At 68.0% G+C, this 24,700-nt stretch carries 23 protein-coding genes; 13 read left to right on the top strand and 10 right to left on the bottom strand.

Annotated elements, in window-relative coordinates; all coding sequences use genetic code 11:
- Positions 1–134 precede the first annotated feature (134 nt).
- The gene (locus ACFVJ5_RS04760; protein ID WP_379218522.1) at positions 135–920 is read left to right on the top strand and encodes an enoyl-CoA hydratase; all 786 of its coding nucleotides are present in this window, start codon (positions 135–137) and stop codon (positions 918–920) included.
- A 14-nt stretch (positions 921–934) separates the two neighbouring features.
- Positions 935–1,423, top strand: coding sequence for a hypothetical protein (locus tag ACFVJ5_RS04765; RefSeq protein WP_379218523.1), 489 nt, complete (start codon positions 935–937; stop codon positions 1,421–1,423).
- Positions 1,424–1,567: 144 nt separating this feature from the next.
- On the opposite strand, the gene ACFVJ5_RS04770 is transcribed toward ACFVJ5_RS04765, so the two are convergent.
- The 6 genes from ACFVJ5_RS04770 to ACFVJ5_RS04795 are packed head-to-tail and all read right to left on the bottom strand — an operon-like array spanning position 1,568 to position 6,839.
- The gene (locus ACFVJ5_RS04770) at positions 1,568–2,494 is read right to left on the bottom strand and encodes an acyl-CoA dehydrogenase family protein (RefSeq protein ID WP_379219780.1); all 927 of its coding nucleotides are present in this window, start codon (positions 2,492–2,494) and stop codon (positions 1,568–1,570) included.
- Complete coding sequence (locus ACFVJ5_RS04775) at positions 2,491–3,621, bottom strand: acyl-CoA dehydrogenase family protein (RefSeq protein WP_379218524.1); 1,131 nt, start codon at positions 3,619–3,621, stop codon at positions 2,491–2,493. Before ACFVJ5_RS04775 ends, ACFVJ5_RS04770 begins: the two co-directional genes overlap by 4 nt.
- Entirely contained in the window at positions 3,618–4,034 is a 417-nt protein-coding gene (locus tag ACFVJ5_RS04780) for a nuclear transport factor 2 family protein (RefSeq protein WP_379218525.1), read from the bottom strand. Before ACFVJ5_RS04780 ends, ACFVJ5_RS04775 begins: the two co-directional genes overlap by 4 nt.
- Positions 4,021–5,238, bottom strand: a complete 1,218-nt coding sequence (locus ACFVJ5_RS04785; protein ID WP_379218526.1) for an amidohydrolase family protein — start codon at positions 5,236–5,238, stop codon at positions 4,021–4,023. Before ACFVJ5_RS04785 ends, ACFVJ5_RS04780 begins: the two co-directional genes overlap by 14 nt.
- Before the next feature lie 4 nt (positions 5,239–5,242).
- Entirely contained in the window at positions 5,243–5,587 is a 345-nt protein-coding gene (locus ACFVJ5_RS04790) for a hypothetical protein (protein ID WP_379218527.1), read from the bottom strand.
- On the bottom strand, positions 5,571–6,839 hold the full coding sequence (locus tag ACFVJ5_RS04795) for an aromatic ring-hydroxylating dioxygenase subunit alpha (RefSeq protein ID WP_379218528.1): 1,269 nt from the start codon (positions 6,837–6,839) through the stop codon (positions 5,571–5,573). The genes ACFVJ5_RS04790 and ACFVJ5_RS04795 overlap by 17 nt, the downstream gene beginning before the upstream one ends.
- Positions 6,840–7,103: 264 nt before the next feature.
- Here ACFVJ5_RS04795 and ACFVJ5_RS04800 point away from each other — a divergent pair, with 264 nt between their 5' ends.
- From ACFVJ5_RS04800 to ACFVJ5_RS04850, 11 genes are read left to right on the top strand one after another with little or no spacing between them, the layout of a single operon-like run.
- Complete coding sequence (locus ACFVJ5_RS04800) at positions 7,104–8,483, top strand: ABC transporter substrate-binding protein (protein WP_379218529.1); 1,380 nt, start codon at positions 7,104–7,106, stop codon at positions 8,481–8,483.
- Positions 8,484–8,499: 16 nt separating this feature from the next.
- Complete coding sequence (locus ACFVJ5_RS04805; protein WP_379218530.1) at positions 8,500–10,623, top strand: ABC transporter permease; 2,124 nt, start codon at positions 8,500–8,502, stop codon at positions 10,621–10,623.
- Positions 10,601–11,314 carry an ABC transporter ATP-binding protein gene (locus ACFVJ5_RS04810; protein ID WP_379218531.1) on the top strand — a complete coding sequence of 238 codons (714 nt, stop codon included), beginning with the start codon at positions 10,601–10,603 and terminating at the stop codon, positions 11,312–11,314. The genes ACFVJ5_RS04805 and ACFVJ5_RS04810 overlap by 23 nt, the downstream gene beginning before the upstream one ends.
- 5 nt (positions 11,315–11,319) lie before the next feature.
- On the top strand, positions 11,320–12,069 hold the full coding sequence (locus ACFVJ5_RS04815) for an ABC transporter ATP-binding protein (protein ID WP_379219782.1): 750 nt from the start codon (positions 11,320–11,322) through the stop codon (positions 12,067–12,069).
- On the top strand, positions 12,066–12,425 hold the full coding sequence (locus tag ACFVJ5_RS04820) for a hypothetical protein (protein WP_379218532.1): 360 nt from the start codon (positions 12,066–12,068) through the stop codon (positions 12,423–12,425). Before ACFVJ5_RS04815 ends, ACFVJ5_RS04820 begins: the two co-directional genes overlap by 4 nt.
- A 13-nt stretch (positions 12,426–12,438) precedes the next feature.
- Complete coding sequence (locus ACFVJ5_RS04825; RefSeq protein WP_379218533.1) at positions 12,439–13,617, top strand: acyl-CoA dehydrogenase family protein; 1,179 nt, start codon at positions 12,439–12,441, stop codon at positions 13,615–13,617.
- Positions 13,617–14,381 (top strand): SDR family NAD(P)-dependent oxidoreductase, encoded by a 765-nt coding sequence (locus tag ACFVJ5_RS04830; protein ID WP_379218534.1) that lies wholly within the window; start codon positions 13,617–13,619, stop codon positions 14,379–14,381. Before ACFVJ5_RS04825 ends, ACFVJ5_RS04830 begins: the two co-directional genes overlap by 1 nt.
- Positions 14,381–15,622: a CaiB/BaiF CoA transferase family protein gene (locus tag ACFVJ5_RS04835; protein ID WP_379218535.1), complete on the top strand. Its 1,242-nt coding sequence runs from the start codon at positions 14,381–14,383 to the stop codon at positions 15,620–15,622. The genes ACFVJ5_RS04830 and ACFVJ5_RS04835 overlap by 1 nt, the downstream gene beginning before the upstream one ends.
- Entirely contained in the window at positions 15,619–16,443 is an 825-nt protein-coding gene (locus tag ACFVJ5_RS04840; protein WP_379218536.1) for an enoyl-CoA hydratase/isomerase family protein, read from the top strand. The genes ACFVJ5_RS04835 and ACFVJ5_RS04840 overlap by 4 nt, the downstream gene beginning before the upstream one ends.
- 2 nt (positions 16,444–16,445) lie before the next feature.
- A complete protein-coding gene (locus ACFVJ5_RS04845; protein ID WP_379218537.1) occupies positions 16,446–17,588 on the top strand; it encodes a thiolase family protein in 1,143 nt (380 codons plus the stop codon).
- Positions 17,589–17,598: 10 nt separating this feature from the next.
- A complete protein-coding gene (locus tag ACFVJ5_RS04850) occupies positions 17,599–18,750 on the top strand; it encodes an acyl-CoA dehydrogenase family protein (RefSeq protein WP_379218538.1) in 1,152 nt (383 codons plus the stop codon).
- A gap of 52 nt (positions 18,751–18,802) precedes the next feature.
- On the opposite strand, the gene ACFVJ5_RS04855 is transcribed toward ACFVJ5_RS04850, so the two are convergent.
- From ACFVJ5_RS04855 to ACFVJ5_RS04870, 4 genes are read right to left on the bottom strand one after another with little or no spacing between them, the layout of a single operon-like run.
- Positions 18,803–20,230, bottom strand: a complete 1,428-nt coding sequence (locus ACFVJ5_RS04855) for an aldehyde dehydrogenase family protein (protein ID WP_379218539.1) — start codon at positions 20,228–20,230, stop codon at positions 18,803–18,805.
- Between the two features lie 2 nt (positions 20,231–20,232).
- Positions 20,233–21,939, bottom strand: coding sequence for a thiamine pyrophosphate-binding protein (locus tag ACFVJ5_RS04860; protein ID WP_379218540.1), 1,707 nt, complete (start codon positions 21,937–21,939; stop codon positions 20,233–20,235).
- A 5-nt stretch (positions 21,940–21,944) separates the two neighbouring features.
- Positions 21,945–22,853 (bottom strand): SDR family NAD(P)-dependent oxidoreductase, encoded by a 909-nt coding sequence (locus ACFVJ5_RS04865; RefSeq protein ID WP_379218541.1) that lies wholly within the window; start codon positions 22,851–22,853, stop codon positions 21,945–21,947.
- Positions 22,850–24,673 (bottom strand): flavin-containing monooxygenase, encoded by a 1,824-nt coding sequence (locus ACFVJ5_RS04870; RefSeq protein ID WP_379218542.1) that lies wholly within the window; start codon positions 24,671–24,673, stop codon positions 22,850–22,852. Before ACFVJ5_RS04870 ends, ACFVJ5_RS04865 begins: the two co-directional genes overlap by 4 nt.
- Positions 24,674–24,700: the final 27 nt, after the last annotated feature.

A 24,700-nucleotide genomic window follows, 5' to 3' on the forward strand; every position in this document is an offset into this window, starting at 1 on the left:
GCACTGTACCGGAGAACGTCGTTTAACTGTGTAGCCATGCGACGGATGTCGCGGCAGTCACGAGACTGTTACTTCCTGCATGGGAGAATGGTATTCTCGTCAGATTGCACCCCCGTCCGGCTAGGAGCACCGTTTTGTACATCCGTTACGAAGTCGCCGACCGCATCGCGACCATCACCCTGGACCGGGCCGATGCCGCCAACGCCCAGAACGGTGAGCTACTCGACGAGCTGGACGCGGCCTGGATGCGCGCCGCCGATTCCGACGAGGTCGCGGTGATCGTGCTCAGGGCCGAGGGTAAGCACTTCTCGGCGGGCCACGATCTCAAGGACAAGTCGTGGCCCGACCCGAGCAAGATCACCCTGGACCGGATCTACAGCTTGGAATCGCGCCGCTACCTGGAGTATTCGCTGCGGTGGCGCAATGTGCCCAAGCCGACCATCGCGGCCGTGCAGGGCCGGTGTATCGCGGGTGGGCTGCTGCTGGTCTGGCCGTGCGATCTGATCGTGGCCGCCGAGGACGCCCTGTTCTCCGATCCAGTGGTCCTGATGGGCATCGGTGGCGTCGAATACCACGGCCACACCTGGGAACTCGGAGCGCGCAAGGCCAAGGAGATCCTGTTCACCGGCCGCCCGGTGACCGCCGAGGAAGCCCAGCAGGTCGGCATGGTGAACGCGGTGGTGCCGCGCGCCGATCTCGACGAGCACACCCGGCAGCTGGCCGCCCGGATCGCGTCGATGCCCGCGTTCGGGCTGCGCCAGGCCAAGCGGGCGGTCAACCAGACCTTGGATGTGCAGGGCTTCTACGCCGCCATCCAGTCGGTCTTCGACATCCATCAGACCGGGCACGGAAATGCGTTGAGCGTCAACGGATATCCGATCCTGATCGGCATGGATGACATGAAAGCGAACATCCAGTGAGACAAGGAAGTTTCATGCGCACCTCCCAGTTCCGTACCGTCGCCCTCTGTTGCGGTCTCGTCGCAGCCCTCGCCGGGTGCGGCTCCGACGACGACACGGCCGCAGCACCGTCCACCTCCGCCGCTGCGACCACCAGCGCCGCCGCCGCGACCGCCGATGCCACCGCCACGGCGGCCATCACCAAGGCATACACGACCTTCTTCGACGGCAATGTGCCGCCGGCCGAGCGGGCCGCGCTGGTGGAGAGCGGTGACGTTTTCCTGCCGATCCTGCAGGCCCAGTCGCAGAATCCGCAGTCCTCGGGCACCACGGTCACCGTGGCCTCGGTGAAGTCCACCGGTGCGACGAGCGCCGACGTGGGCTACACGCTGCTGATGGGCGGCAATCCGGTGCTGCCGGACCAGACCGGGCAGGCGGTGAAACAGGGCGCGACCTGGAAGGTCGCCGCGGCCACCTTCTGCGCGCTGATCGCGATCCAGGGTGGGACTTCTACCGCCTGCTGAACACGCACGTGATCGCCCGGTACCGCATCGGTACCGGGCGATCGTCGTGTGCCGAGCTCTCGGTGCCGCACCGGTACCGGCAGCTCGTTGTCTTGCTGAGCTGATCGCCGGGCGGCGCCCACCAGCCGTGCGATCGAGGCCAGGTCATAGTTCCGCGAGCCGAACGGCGTTGCCCGACAACCGGATCGATGCGCCCGCTTCGTGGGTGAGTTCGCGTGCGCTGCCGAGCAGACCGTCGAGCACCAGTGTGCGGCGGACATGCCGATGCAGCGCGTGTTCGGCCGTGAAACCGATGCTGCCGAGCACCTGCTGACAGTGTCGCGCGGCGGCGAGGCCCGCCTGTCCGGCGGCCGCCTTGGCCAGCAGCGCGGCCGTGCCGTGGTGCGCGGCGCGGGTGGGGTCGAGCGCGACCTCGTCGGCGATGGTCAGTGCCGCCTCGGCGCCGTCGAGGGCCACCCGGGTCTCGGCGAGGCGATGGCGTACCGCCTGGAACGAGGCTAGCGGGCGGCCGAACTGGGCCCGTTCGAGCGCGTGGGTGCGGGCCAGTGCGAGCATGGCGTGCCCGGTGCCGAGCAACCACCAGCCAAGCACCCGCCTGCTCTCGGCGAGTGGGTACGCGGCAGGCGTGATCCCCGCGGATGCGCGGTACAAGGGGAGGTCGGGGTCGACCGAATCACCCTGCGGTGGAGGGGTTCCCGTAGTGGTGCGTTCCCACCGGACCCAGCGTCCACCCGCGAAGGGGAGGACGGCTGCGTCCGCACCGACATGCTCCAGCGCCGTCGGCGAGCTTGCGCCGGCGTGATCGCGTACGGGGAGTGCTGGCGGCGAGTGTGTTCTGGCGTGGTCGAGTACGTCGAGCAGGAGTGGCGCTTGTGCGCCGGTTTCGCCGAGCAGCCGAAACAGCACCGGACCGGTGAGTTCGGGTGCCGCCGTGAGTATTTCGGGCCAGCCGAGCTCGGTCAACGCGATGTCGAGGGCGTGGCCGGTGCGTTCGGACATGGCGCGGCGGACCTCTGTGGTGAGCAGAGCACGCTCGCTCGCGTCGAGGCCGGGGTGGTCGGGCACGGTCAGTCCTTCCCGAGGTCGAGGAGTCTGCGGGCGATGATGTTGCGCTGGATCTCGGCGGTCCCGCCGTAGATCGTCGCCGCCCTCGAATAGAGGAACTCGGTGCGCCACGGGCCGTCGTCGAGTTCGACCGCGCCCGGCAGCAGATCGCGGGCGAGGTCGAACAGTTGTTGTTCGGCGCCGGCGAGGAGCACCTTGTCGATCGAGGTTTCCGGCCCGAGCCGGTCGCCATCGGCGAGTCGGCGCTGGGTGCCGAGCGAACGGCAGCGCACGGTGTGCAGCGCGAGATAGGCGGCACCGAGTGCGGCGTCGTCGTGGTCGTCGGCCTGCGCGAGCACCTGATCGAGCCGGGTGAACAGGTAGGCGATCCGGTGCCAGAAGCAGGTGGACCGCTCGTGCGGCAGCAGATCCATCGCGATCTGCCAGCCGTCGCCGGGGGAGCCGAGCATCCGGTCGCCGGGGACCACCACGTCGTCGAAGAACACCTCGGCGAACTCGTCGACGCCGTGCATGGTCCGCAAGGGCCGCACCGTGATTCCCGGGGTGTCCATGTCGACGAAGAACGCCGTGATGCCCCCGTGACCTGGCCCGGTCCGGGTGAGCAGTACGCAGCGGGCCGCGTACTGCGCGAGACTGGTCCACACCTTCTGCCCGGAGATCACCCAATCCTGTTCGCGCAGTGTCGCTTTCGTGCTGAGCGAGGCGAGGTCGCTGCCCGAGCCGGGCTCGGAGAAGCCCTGACACCACTGCTCCCGGCCGGACAGGAGCAACGGCACCATCCGCGCGGCCAGTGCGGGCGGCGCGTACGAGATCATCGTCGGCGCGAGAACTTCGATCATCGACCAGATGCCCGGCTCGGCGAGGTCGCGGGTGGCGATCTCCTCGCCGAGCACGGCACGCAGGGCGGCAGGCCCACCGAGTCCGCCGATCTCGGTGGGCCAGCCGTAGCGCATCCAGTCCGCGTCGAACAGCGCGCGCCGCACCCGCAGCAGTTGTACCACCTGGCCGTCGAGCGAGTGGTCCGGGGCCGGGGTCAGGTCGTTGGCGTCGAGCCAGGCGCGCAGGCCGGTCCTGAACTCCGAGATCGTTTGCAGCACAGGCTGGTTCGCGGTCGCGCCGGTGCCGACGGTCATGCCTTGGAACGCTCGAACGCGTGCGGGATGCCCGAATCGTGTTCGCCGCTGCGCCGGATGAACGTCATCCGGCGGGTCTGCAGCCGCCACCCGTCTTCGCCACGAACGAGCGTGTCGGTGTAGTACCCGATGCGCATGTCGTGCGTGCTGTGCTCGACGAAACACAGCGGCTGGGTGCCGGTCGCGGTGTCGCCGTCGATATCGAGTGCCGGTGTGCCGGTGAGGAAGAGCCCCTTGGGCGCGGCGGCGACGAGTTCGGGGAACAGGTCGAGGGTGTAGGTGTCGCCGAAGGCGCTGTAGGTGCCGTCGGGGGCGAACACCGCGATCAGGCCGTCGATGTCGCCCTTGGTGATGGTCACCGCGTAGCGGGCGAGGACCTGCTGGATCTCGAGCAGGTCGTCAGTTCTGGACATGGATCTTGCCGCCTTTCATCACGAACTGCACGTTGCGGGTGTGGGTGATGTCGTCCACGGGATTGCCGGGGACGCCGATGATGTCGGCGAGCTGCCCTTCGGCGAGCCGTCCGCGGTCGGTGACGCCGATCAGTTCCGCCCCGTGCACGGTGGCCGCGCGCAGCACGTCGAGGGGTGTCATGCCGCGCTCGACCAAGGCGACCAGCTCGTCGGCGTTGCGGCCGTGCGGAATCGCGGGCGCGTCGGTGCCGACGGCGATCTTGACGCCGGCGCGATAGGCGGCGAGCACCGAGGTGCGCGCCTTGGGGAACATCTCGGCCGCCTTGGCCTGCAACGCCGGGGCGGCCTTCGAGACATCCATCGCGTCGGCCAGCCGGGTGGTCGGCACCAGCCAGGTGCCGTGCTCGACCATCAGCGCGATGGCCTCGTCGTCGATGAGAAAGCCGTGCTCGATGCAGTCGATCCCGGCCGCCACCGCGTGCTTGACCGCGTCGGCGCCGTGGGTGTGCGCGGCCACCCGCAGTCCACGGCGATGCGCCTCGTCCACGATCGCGCGCAGTTCCTCGTCCGAATAGTGTTGTGCGCCAGGTGCTCCGGTGAGCGACATGACCCCACCGGAAACGCAGATCTTGATCAGCTGCGCCCCGTGCTTGATCTGGTAGCGCACCGCCTTGCGTACCTCGTCGACACCGTTGGCGATTCCTTCCTCGATCGTCAGATGCAGTACGTCCGGGGCGAAGGCGGCGAACATGGTCGGGTCGAGATGCCCGCCGGTCGGGGTGATCGCGTGCCCGGCGGGCACGATGCGCGGGCCGTCGATCCAGCCCGCGTCGATGGCTTTGCCCAGCGCGACATCGAGCAGGTAGCCACCGGTTTTGACGAACAGCCCGAGGTTGCGCACGGTGGTGAAACCGGCCCGCAGCGTGCGCCGGGCATTGCCCACCGCGCGCAATACGCGCAGGGCCGGATCGTCGGTGACGCTGGACGCCAGCCCGGTCTCCCCGCGCCCACCCATCAGCAGGTTGACTTCCATGTCCATCAGGCCGGGCAGCAGGACGAGGTCGCCGAGCTCGACGACCTCGCCCTCGGTGGCACCGCCGACGCCGACGATCCGGTCGCCCTCGATCCGCACGATGCCGGGCCGGATGATCTCGCCGGTGTCGACATCGAGCAATCCGGCCGCTCGCAGGGTGTGCGTTGCCACCGCCTCAGACCACCGGTTCGCGCACGATGTCGAGGTAGGCGGCACCGGCATCGGGCACCCGCGGCTGCTTCCAGACCTCGATCGGGAACGACACCATCACCAGCGATTGCAGCAGGTGGAACAGGTGGCGTGCCTCGTCGGGCAGGTCGTGCCAGTCGTGCTTGTCGACGAAGTCGAGCGCGGTCTGCAGGCGGGGGAAGATCGTGTCGTAGAGATCCTGCATCTCGTCCATGGTCGAGGCGAGGCGCTTGGCGTAGCGCTCCGGCTCGGTGGCCAGGATCCAGTCCGAGAAGCGCGCCAGATCGGCGAATTCGGTAGGGAGCGTAGGTGATTCAGCCGACGCGGTCATTGCGGTACTCCTCGACGATCTTCTGGGTGGTCTTGTGCAGGTGGCGCAGCAGAATCTCCTGATCGTTGAGCGGGAAGTCGGTGACCTCCCTGGTGGCGATCATGGTCTGGGTGGCCTCGAGGGTGTTCGCGTCCTGCAGCGCGTACTCCTTGAACGTCACCGCGGCGAGTTCCTGCGCGAGCCGTTCGCGCGCGTTCTTCGCGGGCACGAAATACAGGCTCGCCTCGAAGATGTGCCGGTTCACCGCGGTCGGCCAGTAGTGGTATGTGAGGTACCAGCCGGGCGCCCAGAACAGCAGCGAGAAGTTCGGGAAGAACTCGAATTCGTCGATGCCCCAGGCCTTGTGGCGCGCCGGGTTGAGGCCCTCCGGTAGCGGTTCCAGGCCCTCGATGTCAGGCCGGTCCCACGGCCCGAACAGGCCGCTGCGCAGTTCGCGTTCGATCGGCTTCACCACCGACGGGTCCTTCGGCGGCGCCATGCCACCCCAGGAGGAGATCATCGAGTGCGGCGCGGCGATCTCGTAGTGCAGCGCTTCGTAGCCGAAACCGGCCAGCTTGTCGGCTTCGTCCTTGACCGCCTGCTTCTGATGCAGCACCGGTGCGTGGTAGAACTCGGCGAAGGCGTCGATGAACAGCTTCCAGTTGGCGCCGATCTCGGCCTTGTAGCTGTAGACCTCGGTCATCTGCTCGAACGGGTAGCCCTCCAGGCCCTTGGCCAGCGGGCCCAGGTACTCGTCGAGCGGGCGGGCGTTCTCGTCGAGGTTGACGAAGATGAAGCCCTGCCAGACCTCGCAGCGCACGTTCTTGAGGCCGAACTTCTGCTTGTCCAGGTCGAAGAACTCGCCCTCCTGCTGCACGAAGGTCAGTTCACCGTCGAGGCCGTAGCGCCACGCGTGGTACTTGCAGGTGAACTGCCTGCAGGTGCCCGAGGTCTCCTCGTTGGGGTAGTCGTCCCAGACCAGCTTGTTGCCGCGATGACGGCAGATGTTGTGAAACGCGCGGATCGTCTGATCGGCGCCGCGCACGATGATCAGCGAGGTGCCGACGCAGGCGAGTTCCTTGGTGAAGTAATTGCCCACCTTGGGCAATCGGTTCACCCGGCCGACATTGAGCCAGCTCTTGCGGAAGATCGCCTGGCGCTCGTCCTCGTAGAAGGCGGGGTCGATCGAGTCCGTGTAGTCCACCGGGGCGGTGCCCAGCTCGGGATAGTTCTGCGTCCAGCTCCCTGCCGCTGGTTTCGTGAAGTGTGCCAAGGGATTCCCTTTGCTCGGTCCAATGTTTGCGAGAATTACGTTCTCCAAAACTGATCACTAGATTTCCATGCCGTTGACGTGCTGTCAACGCGAGCGTCGATCGCCCGCGCCCGCGACCTTGTCCGGTGGGCCCACGAGTGCCGCAGATCCATGTTCTCTCAAAGCCGCATATTGATTATCGGTTGCTGAGAAGATAGTTTCCGTTGCATCGAGTGGGCGGCAGGAGTCGATCGACGTGCCACCGCTCATAGAGGAGGAAAGACCGTGAAACCACAGCGAACAGTTGTCGCTCTGATGGCCCTCGCGCTTCTGGTAGCGGGCTGTGGCAGAGACGGCGGCGCCCGCGAGGACGGAACCGGCGGCACCACCGCGGCCGTCGCCGGCGACTTCGGGACGTTGACCGATGTCTGCAAGCCGGGCACGCCGGGGCCTGCCACGTCGCAGGGCGTCACCGCGACCGAGATCGAGGTCGGGGTATTCTCCGATATCGGTTTCACGAAGAACCCCGACTTCGTCGACGCGGCAAAGGTTTTCACGTCCTGGTGTAACGCCGCAGGTGGTATCAACGGCCGCAAGATCGTCACCAACCTGCGCGACACCAAACTGATGGAGGTCCGCCAGCGCATGCTCGAGGCCTGCCGCGAGGACTTCGTCCTGGTCGGCGGGAGTGCGGCCCTCGACGGTCTCGGGGTCAAGGACCGGTTGCAGTGCCTGCTGCCGGAGTTTCCCGCGCAGGTCTCCCAGACCGCCAACACCGGTTCGGATCTGCAACGCGGCGCGGGCTCGGCGATGTCGGAGAACGTCAACCCCTACACGGGATTCCAGGACTGGCTCATCAACGAGGCCTATCCGGGATCCAAGGGTGCGATCGGCATGATCAACGGCGATTCCCCGATCACCAAGGTGATGGGGGAGAAGCTCACCGAATCGCTCACCGCCGCGGGGGCGAAGATCGCCTACAACGACCTGTACCCGATCTCGGGGGTGTCGGACTGGACCCCCTACGCCCAGGCGATCAAGGTGGCCGGGGTGAAGGGCCTGATCTTCTACGGTGACTTCCGCTACCTGGCGAAACTGCAGGACGTGCTCACCAGCATGGACTACAAGCTCGACTGGATCGACGCCAACTCCAACTCCTACAACCAGGTCTTCCTCGACGCGGCCAAGGGCTCGTTGGGTTTCCAGAACAACGTGCTCGACATGAGCGGCATCGCACCCCTCGACGCGGCCGATCAGGTGCCCGCGGTGCAGAAGGTGAAAGACCTCTTCGCCCAGTACGCACCCGGTAGCGCCATCACCTTCCAGGGGTTGAAGGCGTTCCAGTCCTGGCTGTTGTTCGCCAAGTCCGCCACCAGTTGTGGTGACGATCTGACCCGCGCCTGCGTATACCAGGCCGCGGGCAAGGAGACCTCGTGGAACGCGGGCGGACTGCAGGCGCCGGCGGATCTGTCCAAGTCGATGGCCGATCAGCCGCGCTGCTTCAACGTGCAGCAGGCCAGGCCCGGCGGCTGGGAGGCCGCGGAGTTCGCCCCGAACACCGGTGGGCTGTTCCGGTGCGGCTTCACCCCGTACTCCTATCGCGGCAACTTCGGCGTGCCGATGACTCTGGCCGATGTCGGCAAGAGCATCAACGATCTGAAGTGACGGAGTACGCCCACTGATGGAGCAATTCCTCGCTTTCGGAATCGTCGGCCTGAGCACCGCCGCGATCTACGCCGTGATCGGCAGCGGACTGGTGCTCACCTACACCACCACCGGCGTGTTCAACTTCGCCCACGGTGCGGCGGGCATGGTCTCGGCCTTCGTCTACTGGCAGTTGTCGGTGGGCTGGGGCTGGCCGGTCCCGCTCGCGGTGGCGGCGGTACTGCTGGTCTTCGCCCCGGTCTTCGGGCTGTTCTTCGGCCGAACCCTCGCTCCCACACAGGGATTGGGTGACGCCGAGAAACTGGTCATGACGATCGCGTTGCTCAGCGGGCTGATCGTGCTGGCCCGCTGGGTCTGGAACCCGAACGAATCGCGGTCGCTGCCCCGGTTCTTCGCGGACCAGCCCTCGATCGACCTGGGCGTGGTGACGCTGACCTGGCATCAGGCGCTCACCATCGGCGTGGCGATCGCGGTGGCGCTCGTCCTGCGAATACTGTTGTACCGCACCAGAACCGGCGTGGAGATGCGGGCCACGGTCGATGACCGGGCCCTGGTCGGGCTGACCGGCGCCGACCCGCGGCGAGCCAACCGGATCGCCTGGATGCTCGGTATCGAACTGGCCGCGATCGGCGGCATCCTGATCGCGCCGATGGTCACCCTCGACGCGGCGCAACTGTCGCTGCTCATCGTGAGTGCCTACACCGCGGCCATTTTCGGCCGGTTGCGCAATCTGCCGATGGTGTTCGTCGGTGCGGTGGTGGTCGGTCTGCTGGAGAGCTACCTGACCGGGTACCTGCCGCAGAACGAGTACCTGCCGGGGCTGCGGCTCGCGGCGCCCGCGCTGCTGCTGTTCGTGGCGCTGCTGCTGTTCCCGCACGGCCGGTTGCGCGGGCGCGATCGCCGGGTGGGCGCGGTGCCGTTGCCCACCCTCGGTGGCTCGGCCGTGCTCGCGGCGGTGATCGTCACGCTCGGATTGATGCTGGCCACCATGCTGAGCGAACCGGATCTGATCACCTATGGCGCCATGTTCGCCTGGGGTGTGATCGCACTGTCGTATGTGCCGCTGCTCGGGTTCGCGGGCCAGATCTCGCTGTGCCAGCTCGGATTGGCCGGCATCGGCGCGGTGGCCTACGGGCATCTCGGACCGGACGGTCAGTGGTGGGCGCTGCCTGCCGCCATGGGGATCGCGGGACTGGTCGGTGCGGTGATCGCGATTCCGGCACTGCGGCTTTCGGGTGTCTATATGGCCCTTGCCACCGCGGCGTTCGCGGTCGTGCTCGACCGCTGGATCTTCACGCTGCCCGCCTTCGACGTCTTCGGGGTGCGGATCGCGCTGTTCGATCAGGGCTCGGTGTCGATCGTCGGACCGGATCTGTTCGGGCTGAAGGTGGAGACCACCGCCGGGATCACCGTGTTCGCGGCGGTCTGCCTCGCGGTGGCGGGCCTCTGTGTCTCGCTGTTGCGGCGCAGCCGATACGGCAGGCGGTTGATCGCGCTACGCGACAGCGAGGCTGCCTACGCCACCCTCGGCGGCGGCCTGCTGGTGGCGCGGGTGACGGTGTTCGCCCTCTCTGCGGCCATCGCCGGGCTGGGCGGTGCGCTCTACGGCATGCAGATGCAAGCGGTAGCGCCGGATCAGTTCAATCTGGTGGCCGGGCTGCCGATCTTCCTGATCGTCACCATCGCCGGGCTCGGGGTGATCGGGGCGGGCATGTTCACCGGCCTGGTGTTCGCCGGTCCGCTGAACGTGATCCCGGTGCTGTGGCCCGGTCTGCTGAACCTGTCGCAGGTGCTGCCCTCGTTGGGCGGCATTCTCTTCGGAGGTGGCGTGCTGAAGGACGGCGCGATCGCCCCGATGCGCCGGGAGTGGTTGCCCATGCTGCGCGACCGGGTGGTGACTCCGTTGCTGGTGCTCGCCGTGCTCGCGCTGTGGGGTTTGCGGCTGCTCGAGGCGATCGACGGCTGGGGCTTCACCGCCGGTGTCGTCGTCGCCGTCGTGGCGGCGCGGATCTGGAGTTCGGCTCGCACGCGGCCCGCCGCCGATCCATCGGTGGTGCCGGTCGAGTGGTGGGGCATCAGGCGGCCGTGGACCGCGCAAGACGAGGAGGTGCTCGACCGTGCCGTCATTACTGCGAGTTGACGAGGTGTCGGTCGTCTTCGGCGGACACCGCGCCCTCGACGCGGCCACTCTGCGCGCCGAGGCCGGGACGATCACCGGTTTGATCGGGCCCAACGGCGCGGGCAAGAGCACGCTGTTCGACGTGATCTGTGGCCTGCGCACCCCGGTGCACGGGCGGGTGGCGCTGGGCGGTCGCGATGTCACCCGGCTCGGGCCGGCCCGCCGGGCCAGGCACGGGCTGTCGCGCACGTTCCAGCGCCTGGAACTGTTCGGTCGGCTCAGTGTGCGTGACAACCTGCTCGTCGCCGCCGAACTCGGCCCGGACCGTCGCAAGGCCGGCCGGGTAGTCGACGACATCATCGACCGGTTCGGCCTCGCGTCGGTGGCCGATGCCTGCGCCGACGAATTACCCACGGGGACAGGACGTCTGGTCGAAGTTGGCCGGGCGATCGCGGGGCGGCCGAGCGTACTCCTGCTCGACGAACCCGCGGCGGGCCAGGACCACACCGAGACCGAGCGCTTCGGGGCCCTGCTGCGCGCGCTCGCCGAGGAGGGCACCGCGGTGCTGCTGGTGGAACACGACATGGGCCTGGTGATGAACGTCTGCGACGAGGTGTACGTGCTCGATCTCGGCCGGGTGATCGCGTCCGGCCCACCCGCGACCATCCGCTCGGACGAGGCTGTCCTTGCTGCTTATCTGGGGGACCTGTGACCACCGTGCGCCAGGCCCCCACGGCCTCCATCGAAACCTCCACTCCCGCAACGCTGTTGGCGTTGCGTGGCGTCCGGGCTGCCTATGGTGCCATCACCGTGCTGCACGGCGTCGATCTCGCCGTCGCGGCGGGTCAGGTCGTCGCGCTGCTCGGACCGAACGGCGCGGGCAAGACCACGGCACTGAACGTGGTGGCGGGTACTCATCCGCCGACCGCGGGTGCGCTGGAGCTGGCCGGGCGCGATGTCACCGGCGTCGCGGCTCGCGATCTGGCGGCCGCCGGGGTCTGCCTGATCCCCGAAGGCCGGGGTGTGTTCCCCAATCTCACTGTGCGCGAGAACCTCTGGATGATGACCTGCACCGGTCGAACCCGCGCCGAGATCGAGGAACTCGCGTTCGACCGGTTCCCGATCCTGCACACCAGGGCCGGCCAGGTCGCGGGCACCATGTCCGGTGGGGAGCAGCAGATGCTCGCGCTGGCCAGGGGACTGGCCACCGACCCGGCCGTGCTGCTGCTCGACGAACTGTCCATGGGCCTGGCCCCGCTCGTGGTGGAGAGCCTCTACGCGCAGGTCGCCGAGATCGCCCGCCACGGTGTCGCGGTGCTCGTTGTCGAGCAGTTCGCCGCGGCCGTGCTCGACATCGCCGATCACGCCGCCGTGCTGGTGCGCGGGCGGGTGCTGCGGCAAGGACCCCCCGACAGCGAACTCCGCAACGAATTGGCTGCCCTCTATCTAGGAAGTGACCCATCATGACCGAATCCCGTGCGGACCGTTTCGCCCGCGACCTGCGAGAACTGAAGATCCCCGACCCCTCGGCCGGTCGCGCCGGGCTGTGGCTGCGCACCGGTGTGGTGCTCATGGTGGCCGGGCCGGTACTCGCCGCGCTGGCCTACCTGATGTCGCACAGCAGCACCGACCCGCTGGCCCAGCGCGACGCCATCGTCCTCGCACTGGGTGGGGTGGCCGCCGCGGTCGTCGGTTCTGCGGTGTTCCTGCGCTATTCGCTGACCAACTTCCTGCGGTTCTGGCTGGCCCGGCAGTCCTACGAGCTGGACGGTCTCGCCGGACGGGCAGTGCGGGAACCGGTCCCGTCCGGATCAGTCGACTGAGGAGACCGAAACAATGTCCGAAGGCATGCATTTCGACCTGTCCGAGGATCAGGAGCTCATCCGCTCCACCGTCGCGCAGCTGTGCCGCAAGTTCGACGACCAGTACTGGCTCGAACACGACCGCGACCACCAGTTCCCGACCGAGTTCTACCAGGCGATCGCGAGCGGCGGCTGGCTCGGCATCACCATTCCCACCGAGTACGGCGGGCACGGCCTCGGCATCACCGAGGCCACCCTGCTGGCCGAGGAAGTGTCGCGCTCCGGCGGCGGGATGAACGCGGCGAGCTCGATCCACATGTCCATCTTCGGGATGCAGCCGGTGGTGGTGCACGGCTCCGAGGAACTCAAGCGGCGCACCCTGCCGCGGGTGGCCGCCGGTGACCTGCACGTGTGCTTCGGTGTGACCGAACCCGGTGCCGGACTTGATACTTCGCGCATCACCACTTCGGCCCGCCGCGACGGTGACCACTATGTGGTGAACGGCCGCAAGGTCTGGATCTCCAAGGCGCTCGAGTCGGAGAAGATCCTGCTGCTGACCCGGACCACGCCCTACGACGACGTCGAGAAGAAGACCGACGGGATGACCCTGTTCCTGACCGATCTCGATCGCGACCACGTCGACATCCGCCCGATCGCCAAGATGGGCCGCAACGCGGTGAGCTCGAACGAGCTGTTCATCGACGATCTGCGGGTGCCGGTCAAGGACCGGGTCGGTGAGGAAGGACACGGCTTCCGCTACCTGCTCGACGGACTCAATCCCGAGCGCATGCTGATCGCGGCCGAAGCGCTGGGCCTTGGCCGGGTCGCCCTCGACCGGGCGGTGCGCTACGCCAAGGAGCGGATCGTCTTCGACCGGCCGATCGGCAGCAACCAGGGCGTCCAGTTCCCCCTGGCCGACTCGCTCGCCCGGCTCGACGCGGCGGAGCTGGTGCTGCGCAAGGCCACCTGGCGTTACGACAACGGCAAATCCTGTGGGCGCGAGGCGAATACGGCCAAATACCTGTGCGCCGACGCGGGCTTCACCGCGGCCGACCGCGCCCTGCAGACCCACGGTGGGATGGGGTACGCGGAGGAATATCACGTCGCCCGGTACTTCCGGGAGTCGCGGGTGATGCGGATCGCGCCGGTGAGCCAGGAAATGATCTTGAGCTTTCTGGGCACCCACGCCCTTGGCCTACCGAGGAGCTACTGATGGCAGCACAGACTCTGTTCGACCTCACCGGGCGTTCCGCGCTGGTGACCGGGGCGGCCGGCGGCATCGGCGCCGCCGTGGCACAGGCGCTTGCCACGGCCGGTGCCGCGGTGCTGGTGACCGACCTGGACGGCGCGGCCGCGGCCGCCGTCGCGGAGAAGATCACCGGAAATGGTGGCACTGCAGCCAGTTTCGCCTTCGACGTGACCGATGCCGACGCGGCCGCCGAGGCCGCCGAGCGGGCGGCGGCACTGGCGGCCGGCTCGCTGCATATCCTGGTTAACAACGCCGGGGTGACCGCACCGGCGATGCTGCCCAAGACCACCGCAGATTCGGTGCGGCGCCTGTTCGACATCCACGCGCTCGGCGCCATCCAGTGTGTCCAGGCGGCGCTGGCGTATCTGCCGACCGACGGCACCGGGCGCATCATCAATGTCACCTCGGCCGCGGGCATCGTCGGCACGCTCGGTCAGGTGAACTACTCGGCGGCCAAGGCGGCGGTCATCGGCATCACCAAGTCGATGGCGAAGGAACTGGCGCGCAAGCAGATCCTGGTGAACGCGGTGGCGCCGCTGGCCGCGACCACGATGACCCAGGCCATCCGCACCGACGATCGCTTCGCACCGCAGATGCTGGACCGAATCCTGTTGCGCCGCTGGGCCGAACCGGACGAGGTGGCGGGCGCGTTCGTGTTCCTCGCCTCCGATGCGGCCTCCTTCATCACCGGGCAGGTGCTGCCGGTGGACGGCGGCACGGTGATCTGATGGCTCCTGTCGACCCGCCCGCGGCGGCGCCGCTGGCGGGGATCACCGTGATCGCGCTGGAGCAGGCTGTTTCGGCGCCGATGTGCACGCGCGCGCTGGCCGATTTCGGGGCGCGGGTGATCAAGGTCGAGCATCCGGCGGGCGGTGATTTCGCCCGGCACTACGACGATGTGGTGCTCGGCCAGGCCGCCCACTTCGTCTGGGTGAATCGCGGGAAGGAATCGATCGCCCTCGATCTGAAAACCACGGCGGGACTGGATGTTCTGCACCGATTGCTGAGCCGGGCCGATGTGCTGGTGAGCAATCTCGCACCCGGAGCCACCGCCCGGCTCGGTCTGTCCCCGGCGGCGCTGGCCGAGCGGTATCCGTCGCTCGTCGCGATGGAGATCGACGGCTTCGGCCGGGACGGGCCGCTGTCGCACAAACGCGCCTACGACCTCCTCGTCCAAGCCGAGGCCGGGGTGTGCGCGGTGACCGGCACCGCCGGACAGCCCGCCAAACCCGGTCCGCCGGTAGCGGATGTGACCACCGGGCTCTATGCCGCCCTTGCCATCATGATGGGTCTGTACCGCCGTGACGCCGGTGCCGAGGCGGGGATCGGTGCGGATATGGGTATCAGCCTGTTCGACACCATGGCCGAGATGATGGGCTACCACCTCACCTACGCCCGCCATGCCGGTGTGGACCAGATCCCGCTCGGCATGAGCTCACCCGCGGTCGCCCCCTACGGCGCCTACCCGACCGCCGATGGCCACACCGTCGTGCTCGGCACCACCAACGACCGCGAATGGCAGCGCCTGGCCACGACCGTCCTGCAGCGCCCGGACCTGGCCGCCGACAACAGGTTTCGCACCAACCCCGGCCGCACCGCCCATCGCGCCGAACTCGACGCGGCGATCACCACATGGTGTGCGGGCCACGATCTGGTGGAAATCCAGCAGATCGCCGACAGCGCGGGAATCGGCAACGCCCGCTACAACCGCCCCAGCGAAGTCCTGGCCCACCCACAACTCGAGCAGCGAGGCCGCTGGCGCGAAATCGACACCCCCGCAGGACCCATCACCTCACTCCTCCCACCCGCGGTGGTCACCGGCTACGACCCGCCCATGGGACCGGTCCCCGCCCTGGGTGCCGACACCGACCGAATTCTCGGTGAAATAGGCTGCACCGCAACAGAAATAGACCAGATGCGCGCCACCGCCGTGATCGGCGGGCAGGTCCGCACCGAGGTCGGGACATGACCGCGGACCCGGTCCTGCTGACCACCGACCGGGACGGTGTGCGAAACCTGACCTTGAATCGTCCGCATCGGCGCAATGCCATCGATGCGGAACTCTTCGCCGCGCTGGCCGAGGCGCTGCGCGTGGTCGCGACCGATCGCAGCGTGCGCGCACTGGTGCTCACCGGTGCGGGAAGTGCGTTCTGCTCCGGGGCGGATATCTCGGTGCCCGACAACGCGCACCCGATCTATCGCATGCGCCCGCTCAGCGACGTGGCGACCCTGCTGCACGAGCTGCCATTGCCTACGGTCGCCAAGGTCGCGGGTCCGGCGATCGGGGCGGGGTGGAATCTGGCGCTGGGGTGCGATCTGGTGGTCGCGACTCCGGAATCGAACTTCGCGCAAGTGTTTACGGCCCGTGGGCTCACTCTCGACCTGGGCGGTTCCTGGCTGCTGCCCCGGCTCGTCGGGATGCAGCAGGCAAAACGGCTGACGCTGCTGGCGGAGACGATCACCGCCGTCGAAGCACACGAGCTGGGCTTGGTCACGTGGGTGCGCGCCGCCGATGAGATCGACACGTTCACCGACGAACTCGCCACCCGACTCGCCGCGGGCCCACCGGTCGCCTTGGCACAGACCAAAGCGCTACTGCATGAGGGCGCCGACTCCACCTTGCGTCAGGCGCTCGCCGCCGAAACCCGTGCGCAGGGCTTGAATTTCGCCACCGCCGACGCGCCGGAAGCATTCGCCGCGTTCGCCGAACGGCGCGAACCACAGTTCACCGGGCGGTGGACGGTGCATCGTCCACCGATCCGTCCCACGAGTTCCGAGAACGGGAGATAGGCATGCCCGAGGTAGTCATCGCCGCCGCGGTCCGCACCGCGGTCGGCAAACGCAATGGTGGTCTGGCCGGTGTCCACCCGGCGGACCTGTCCGCCCTTGTCCTCACCGCACTGGCCGACCGCACCGGCATCGACCCGGCCCTCGTCGACGATGTGGTGTGGGGCTGTGTTTCCCAGGTCGGCGACCAATCCAGCAATATCGGCCGCTACGCGGTGCTGTCCGCGGGCTGGCCGGAGAGTGTGCCCGGCACGACCGTGAACCGCGCCTGCGGGTCCAGTCAGCAGGCCGTCGACTTCGCCGCCCAGGCCGTGCTGTCGGGCATGGCCGAGGTCGTGGTCGCGGGCGGGGTCGAGGTGATGAGCCGGGTGCCGCTCGGTGCCGCCAAAGCCGGTGGCGCACCGTATGGTCCGCGCGCACTGGCCCGCTACGACGGGTTCTCCTTCAACCAGGGACTCTCGGCCGAACTCATCGCCGACAAGTGGAGCCTGGACCGGACCCTCCTGGACGAGTTCGCGGTGCGCTCGCACGAACTGGCCGCCGCCGCGCAGGACGCGGGCGCGTTCACCGCGCAGATCGTGCCGGTGACCACCGCCGATGGCGTGGTCGACACCGACGAGGGTGTTCGGCGGGGGAGCAGCACGGAGAAGCTGGCGAAACTGAAACCGGCCTTCCGCGACGACGGAGTCATCCACGCGGGCAACTCCTCTCAGATCTCCGACGGCGCCGCCGCACTGCTGCTCACTACCCCGGAGAACGCCAGGGAACTGGGACTCACCCCGCTGGCCCGCTATCGCGCGGGCGCGGTCGCTGGATCGGACCCGGTCCTCATGCTCACCGGTCCGATCCCGGCCACCGAGAAGGTGTTGCGCAAAGCCGGACTCACACTGCCCGAGATCGGCGTGTACGAGGTGAACGAGGCCTTCGCGCCGGTGCCGCTGGCCTGGCTGGCCGAGACCGGCGCCGACCCGGCCCGGCTCAACCCGCTCGGCGGGGCGATCGCACTCGGACATCCGCTCGGCGGTTCGGGCGCGGTGTTGCTCACCCGCATGCTGCATCACATGCGCGACAACGGGATTCGCTACGGCCTGCAAACCATGTGCGAGGGCGGCGGCACAGCCAACGCCACCGTTGTCGAGCTGGTCTGAGGGGGATCACGTGCGTCGAGAACTGTTCACCCCCGATCACGAGGCCTTCCGGGAACTGGTCCGAGGTTTCGTCGAGAAACGCATCGCCCCGAACTACGCGGACTGGGAACGCGCGGGCCGGATGCCGCGCGAGATCTTCACCGAGATGGGCGAACTCGGGCTGCTCGGCATCGCGCTGCCCGAGGAGTACGGCGGCGCGGGCCTGCGCGACTACCGCTACAACGTGGTCCTGCAGGAGGAGGCCGCCCGCGCCCTGGTGACCATGGGCACGGTCCGCACCCAGCTCGACGTCATCCTGCCGTATTTCCTCGACTACGCCGATGCCGCGCAACGCGAGCGCTGGTTCGCTGGTCTGGCGGCCGGGTCACTGCTCACCGCCGTGGCCATGACCGAGCCGGGCACCGGTTCCGACCTGGCCGGAATGCGCACCAGTGCCGTGCGCGACGGCGACCATTACGTGCTCAACGGCGCGAAGACCTTCATCACCGGCGGCCTGCTCGCCGATCTGGTGATCGTCGTGGCGCGGACGGCGACCGACCCGGACAACCGCAGGGCCGGCCTCACCTTGCTGGTCGTCGAGGACGGGATGCCAGGCTTCGAACGCGGCCGGGAGCTGGAGAAGATGGGCTGCAAGGTGCAGGACACGATGGAATTGTCGTTCACCGACGTCCGGGTGCCGGTGGCCAACCGGCTGGGGGAGGAGGGCGCGGCGTTCGGCTATCTCGGGCACAACCTGCCCCAGGAACGGCTCACCGTCGCGGTCGGCTCGGTCGCCCAGGCCCGCGCGGCGATCGCGGCCACCGTCGAATACACCAGGGAGCGTAAGGCTTTCGGTACCCCGGTCGCCTCGTTCCAGAACACCAAGTTCGAGCTGGCCGCGCTGTCCACCGAAGTCGAGGCCGCCCAGACCATGATCGATCGGGCCGTCGCGGATCTGGTGGACGGTGTGCTCTCCGGCGCCGATGCGGCCCGGGTGAAACTGTTCTGCACCGAGGTGCAGGCCCGCACCGTCGACCGCTGCCTGCAACTGTTCGGCGGCTACGGCTACATGATGGAGTACCCGATCGCCCGGCTGTTCACCGATGCGCGGGTGGCCAGGATCTACGCCGGGACCAGCGAGGTGATGAAGATGATCGTCGCCAGGGACCTCGGCCTGTCCTGACAGCGCGCGAAAAGCGCCGGATCGCAACGATTCCGGCGCTTTTCGCATGCGTTCATTCCGCGGGCGCGTACCCGAGGATGCCCTTGATCTCGAGGTAGTCGTCGAAACCGAACGCACCCCATTCGCGGCCGTTGCCGCTCTTGCGGAAACCGCCGAACGGGCTGTGGAAGTCGAACCCGTCGTTGATCGAGACGTACCCGGCCCGGATGCGATGCGCTACGGCCCGCGCCTGGTCGAGGTCGGCGCCCGCGACATTGCCCGCCAGCCCGTACTCGGTGTCGTTGGCGATCTCGACCGCGTGGTCGATGCTGTCGTAGGCCAGGATCGTCAGCACCGGGCCGAAGATCTCCTCGCGCGCGATCGTCATGTCATTGGTGACATTCGCGAACACCGTCGGCTTGACGTAGTAGCCCTTCGCCAGCCCGTCCGGGCGTCCGGTGCCGCCGACGACCAGGGTCGCTCCCTCGTCGATACCGCGCTGGATGAGGCCCTGCACCTTCTCGAACTGCGCCTTCGATACCACCGGGCCGAGCGTGACCTCGGTGTTCGGATCGCCGACGGTGAGCTGCTCGGCGGCCGACTTCGCCGCCGCGATCGCCTCGTCCATTCGGGCGCGCGGCACGAGCATCCGGGTCAACGCGCTACAGGTCTGGCCGGAGTTCATCATCAGCGGGCCGATGCCCGCCGCGACATTCGCCGCGAACTGCGCGTCGTCGAGCACGATATTGGGGCTCTTGCCGCCGAGCTCCTGGGTGACCCGTTTGACGCTCGGCGCGGCATTGCGGGCCACCTCGATCCCGGCCCTGGTGGAGCCGGTGAACGAGATGACGTCGACATCGGGGTGCGCGGCCAGGGGAGCGCCCACGCTGGGGCCGTCGCCGTGGATCAGGTTGAACACACCCGCGGGCACCCCGGCGACGTCGAGGACCTCGGCGAAGATCTGCGCGCTGAACGGCGACTGCTCCGATGGCTTGAGCACGACCGTGCACCCGGAGGCCAACGCGGGGAACACCTTCACCGCGATCAGGCTCAGCGGCCAGTTCCACGGCGTGATCAGCCCCGCGACGCCGATCGGCTCACGGGCGATCAGCGTGGCCCCGCGCTGCTCGGTGAAGGCGTAGTCGCGCAACACCTCGATCGCGGTATCGAGATGTCCGGCAACCAGATTCAGCTGGAACCCGTTGGCCAGCGCCGCCGGGGCACCCATCTCGGCGGTCAGTGCCGCCGCGATGTCACCGCGGCGGCGCTCGAACTCGTCACCGATCGCGGCCAGCAGTTCGAGGCGTTCGCCGACCGAGCTCCGCGACCAGCTCGCGAACGCGCCACGCGCGGCGGCCACGGCGCGGTCGACATCGGCCGCGGTGCCCGCCGCGACGGTGCCGTAGACCTCCTCGGTAGCCGGGTCGACAACGTCGAAAGTCGTTGTACCGACAGGCTCTATCCACTTGCCGCCGATATAGAACGTGGAGATGGCAGGCATGATTATTGGGTTCCTTCCGCGTACCAGGTGCGGAACTCGTCGTAGGAGGGCATCTCCTCGGAGTTCGCCTTAGGGTCGACCGCCACGTGGATCACACCGGGTTTGCCGCTGGCGTAGGCCCGCTTGATCGCCGGTGCGATGTCCTCTTCACGGTCGACGTATTCGCCGTAGCAGCCGAAGCCCTCGGCGACTTTGTCCAGGCGGGTCTCGGTGCTCCAGTGCACCCCGGTCTCGAGCGAGCCCTGTCCGAAGGTGCGTTTGTACACGCCCACCTCGAGCCCCCACGCGTAGTCGACCGCGACCACCGAGACCAGCGGAAGATTCAGTCGCACAGCGGTTTCCAGTTCGGCGATCTGGAACTGGAACGAGGAGTCGCCGGAGATCAGCATCACCGGGCGGGTGCGGCCCTCGGCCACCGAGGCGCCGACCGCGTAGGGCAGACCGGTGCCGAGGTGACCGAAGTTCTGGTTCCAGATCACATCGTGCGGCTTGGCCTGGGAGTAGGTCCAGCCGAAGATGGTGGTGGCGCCGCCGTCGCGCACCATGATGCCGTCGGTGGGAAAGGCCTTGGTGGCCTCCACGATCAGCCGCGCCGGATGCACCGGGGTGCGCCCGGACGGTGCGGTCTCGGCGAGTTCGGCCAGTCGCGCGGCATCCTGCTCGATCCAGCCCGCCAGCTCGGGGGTGGCCGTGCGCGGGGTGTCGCGCAGCGCCTCCACCAATTGCGGCACGATCGCGCGCAGGTCGCCGACCAGTGGCACATCGATCGGCCGATTCACCCCGATCGCGGCCGGATCCTGTTCGATCAGAATCCATTTCCGGTTCGCCTCGCCCGCCACCCAGTGCCGTCCGCGCCCGTAGTGCACGGGTTCACCCAGCTCGGTGCCGATCGCCAGGCACAGATCCGACCCCACCACGGCGTCGACCGCCGCCGGCGAGAAACCGTACGGGAAGGTGCGGTCCTCGAGGCCCTCGATGTAGGAGGTGCCGCCGGAGGTCTGGATCACCGGAACCGCCAGCAGCTCGGCCAGTTCCCGCACCGACGCACCGGCGCGCGAGGTGTGCACACCGTGCCCGACCAGCAGGATCGGCTGCTTCGCCGCACGCAACAGCTCGACCGCCTCGGCGACCTTGTCCGCGCCCGCGGTCTGGCCCACCAGGCGGTAGCTCGCGGGCGGCAGCGGCGCGGGCACGTCGAGTTCCTCCTGGATGACGTGCGAGGGGTATTCGATGTAGACCGGGCCGGGGGTTCCGCTGAGTGCCTTGCGCAGGCCCTCGCGGATGATCTCGTCGGTCTGATCGGCGTATTCGATACTGGCGCTGTACTTCACCGAATTCTCGAACAGCGCAGCTTGTTTCACGAACTGGATCCGGCCGCGGCGGACCCGCTGCTCGGTGATCCTGGCCCGCTGACCGCCGAGGAAGATCACCGGCGAATGCTCCACCATCGCGCACATCATCGCGCCCGCGAGATTGGCGACACCGGGCCCGAGCGTGCCGATGCACACCGCGGCCTTACCGGTCATCCGGGAGACCGCCTCGGCCATGAAACCGGCCGATTCCTCGTGATGGGGTGCGATGACGTTCCAGCCGCGTTCTTCGGCGAGATGGAACATGTGCACGAAGTTCGGATCGGGGATACCGAAAATCGTGTTGATGCCTTCGGCTTCGAACAGCTGAAGGATCCGTTCATAGACCTTGACCGACATGCCGGTTAGCCTTTCGTGACTAGCGCGAAACTCTTCCTGAGGTGTTCGGTGTGACCGGCCGGAACCGGCGGCAGGATCCACGAATTCGCGGTGTCGCGGATCGCGTCGATCTGCTCGCCGACCTGCTCGATCGTCCACGAGGGCCGATGGACCCCCGGGGTTTCGGCGATATAGGCGCGGCCCACCCGTCCGGCGACGGCCACCAGCATCTCGCCGGTGATCGAGCAGGATTCGTGGGCCAGCCAGCCGACTGCTGGGGCGGTGAGATCGGGTCCCATCGGTGGATAGGCGGAGGTGTCGAGACCGTCGGCCAGCCGGGTCACCGCGGCGGGCACGATCACATTGCTGGTGATGCCCGATTCGGCGCCCTCGAGCGCGACGACATTCGACAGCCCGATCATCCCGGCCTTGGCGACCGCGTAATTGGCGACGCCCTTGTTGCCGTAGAGCCCGCCGATCGAGGACGTGAGCACCACGCGGCCGTACCCGGCGTCGGCCATCACCGGAAATGCCGGGCGCACCACGTGAAAGGCCCCGCGCAGATGCACGTCGAGCACCGATTCGAAATCGTCGTAGCTCAGCTCGCGCAGGGAGCCGTAGCGGACATTGCCCGCGTTGTGCACGAGGATGTCGAGCCGCCCGAAATTCGTCAGCGCGACGTCGACGATCGCTTGTCCGCCCGCTGGCGTGGCGACCGATTCACCGCACGCGACGGCTTCGCCACCTGCGGCCCGGATCTCGGCCACCACCTCGGCGGCGGGATCGCCCTCGACGGTGTCGCCGCGCACGCTGCTGCCCAGATCGTTGACCACGACCTTGGCGCCGCGCGCGGCCAGCAGCAGCGCGTAGGCGCGGCCGAGACCGCGTCCCGCGCCGGTGATCACCGCGACGCGACCGTCGAAGCGCAAGCTCATCTGCTCAGCTCCAGACCCGGCAGATCGCCGCCGTCGCGCCACGCCTGCAAGAGGTCACCGAAGGCGTAGAAGCCGGGCCAGTACGGTTCGCCGAGGTGCGAGCGGATCTGTTTCTCGCCCTCGTTGTTGTAGTAGCCGGGTGTGCACTCGCGCTGGAAAGTGCTGTTGTCGACGGCGGTTTCGCGCACCGTGCGCACCCAGTCGCGCGTGGCTTCGACCGTCGGCTCGACCGTGGTGGCATCGGTGTCGACGGCCTGTTTCAGGATGTAGGCGATGTGCTCGGCCTGCTGGTCGAACATGTCGGTGGTGCTGGCGGTGACCCCGCCCTGGAGGAACCCGGTGAAGAACAGATTCGGGAAGCCAGGGGTGGTGAGGCCGTGCAGGGTCTGGAAGCCCTCGCCCCAGTGCTCGTAGAGCGAGAGGCCCTCGCGGCCGGCGAACGGCGCGATGCCGAAGCGACGGTCCAAGTCGGTGGTGATCTCGAAGCCGCTGGCGAAGATGATGCAGTCGACCTCGTGTTCGACGCCGTCGGCGACGATACCGGTGGCCGTGATGCGTTCCACGCCTTTGGTTTTCGCGACATCGACCAGGGTCACGTTGTCGCGGTTGAAGGTGGGCAGGTACTGGTCGTTGAAACACGGCCGCTTGCACAGGAATCGGTAGTACGGCTTGAGCGCGGCGGCGGTGGCCGGATCGGTGACGATCTCGTCGACGCGGGCGCGCACGCGCTCCATCGCCTTGTAGTCCTCGATCTCGCGCAACTCCATGAACTTCTCCGGCGTGAGCGTCGCCCACCCGCCGGTGGCGCTCAGGTGCGCCTCGAGGTTGCGGCTGACCTCGGTCCAGCCGTCGCAGATCAGGTCGGCCTGGCCGGGGGTGAACGCCTCGAACGCGGCGGTGTGGAAGTTGCGTTTGCGTTCGCGGGTCCAGCCCGGCTGCACGGAGGCCGCCCATTCCGGGTCGGTCGGCACGTCACCGCGCTCGTAGACATAGGACGGTGTGCGCTGGAAGACGTAGAGGTGCTCGGCGGACTCGGCGAGGTGCGGCACGATCTGGATGCCGCTGGCACCGGTGCCGATCACCGCGACCTTCTTGCCCGCGAGCTTGTCCAGGCCGCCGCCCATGGTGCCGCCGGTGTACTCGTAATCCCAGCGCGCGCTGTGGAAAGTGTGCCCGGTGAACTCCGAAATTCCGGGGATACCAGGCAGTTTGGGCTTGTTGAATGGGCCCTGCGCCATGATCACGAAGCGGGCGCGCAGGTCGTCGCCACGGTTGGTGCCGATCCGCCAGCGATCGAGCTCATCGTCCCACTGCAGCGACTTCACCAGTGTGCTGAAGATCGACCGCTCGTAGAGGTTGTAGTGCTTGCCGATGCGCTGCGCGTGCTCGAAACACTCGTCACCGCGCGCGTACTTCTCGGTCGGCATGTAGCCGGTTTCCTCGAGCAGCGGCAGGTAGGCGTAGCTGTCGGTGTCGCACTGGATGCCGGGATACCGGTTCCAGTACCACGCGCCACCGAAATCGCCTGCCAGCTCGATGATCCGGAAATCGGTGATCCCGGCCTCCTCGAGCCGGGCCGCGGCGAGCAGACCCGCCCAGCCGCCGCCGAGGATCGCGATGCCGATCTCGGCGGTGATCGGTTCCCGTGGCACCACCGTGGTGTACGGGTCGCCCTCGTAGAATTCGGTGAAGTCGTCATCGGTCACCAGATATTGGCCCTGGCCCTCGGTGCGCACGCGCTTGTCGCGTTCGGTGAGATAGACGGCCCGGAGTGCCTCGACGTCGACGTCGGGGGTCTGCGTGGGTGCGCAGTCGCTCATACGGATTTCCTTGCTGGGGTGGATGAT

Origin of the sequence: Nocardia sp. NPDC127606 (genome assembly GCF_042671725.1) — a bacterium.
In the GTDB taxonomy this organism is placed as follows: domain Bacteria; phylum Actinomycetota; class Actinomycetes; order Mycobacteriales; family Mycobacteriaceae; genus Nocardia.